The organism is Vibrio sp. 1078-1 (genome assembly GCF_033340475.1).
This window is the reverse complement of sequence record NZ_JAWOWM010000964.1, coordinates 1-509: the sequence shown is the minus strand read 5'-3', so window position 1 is coordinate 509 and position 509 is coordinate 1. Positions and strand designations below refer to the sequence as shown.

General features: G+C 38.5%; 1 protein-coding gene. It reads right to left on the bottom strand.

Going from position 1 to position 509, the window contains the following annotated elements; all coding sequences use genetic code 11:
* Nucleotides 1–18: 18 nt before the first annotated feature.
* Nucleotides 19–261 (bottom strand): DUF2164 domain-containing protein, encoded by a 243-nt coding sequence (locus R7190_RS31110; protein WP_005454378.1) that lies wholly within the window; start codon nucleotides 259–261, stop codon nucleotides 19–21.
* Between the last annotated feature and the right edge of the window lie 248 nt (nucleotides 262–509).

Below are 509 nucleotides of genomic sequence, written 5' to 3'. Positions count from 1 at the left end.
TATTGAATGCGCAAAAGCTTAAATTGATACTTCTTGCTCTATCTCGTAAAGCTCATCAGACATTTCAAGCATTCGACGTTCTATCACGGCTTTCGCATCTTCAACGCCTTTGTTGTAATAGACTGCGCCTAGTTTATCGGTAATAAAATCTATCAGAAATTCGCTGTCAAACTGGCCAATCTCAATGCTGAGTTCATCCTGCATATAATCTTGAATTGCCGACGCTAATGTTTCTTTTTGGGCTCTTTCTAACTTAATCATGCGTGTTCCTTTTAGTGCGGCTTAATGGGGATTTCGCTAACCGTTACGAAATAATCGAGTTTCGTCTCGATTGTGTAGCCTTTAATCACCCCAAATTCGTATTGCTTCTAATTTTGGTGTTTAGATCAAGAAGTTGCTGATCTAAATTAGTCTATTCTGAAAAGACTATGCTAACCTTTTGCGGTTCGTTTTGTTAACCATTAAGGGATATTCTTTGCTACTCGACCTAGTGATCCAAAGTGTCAATG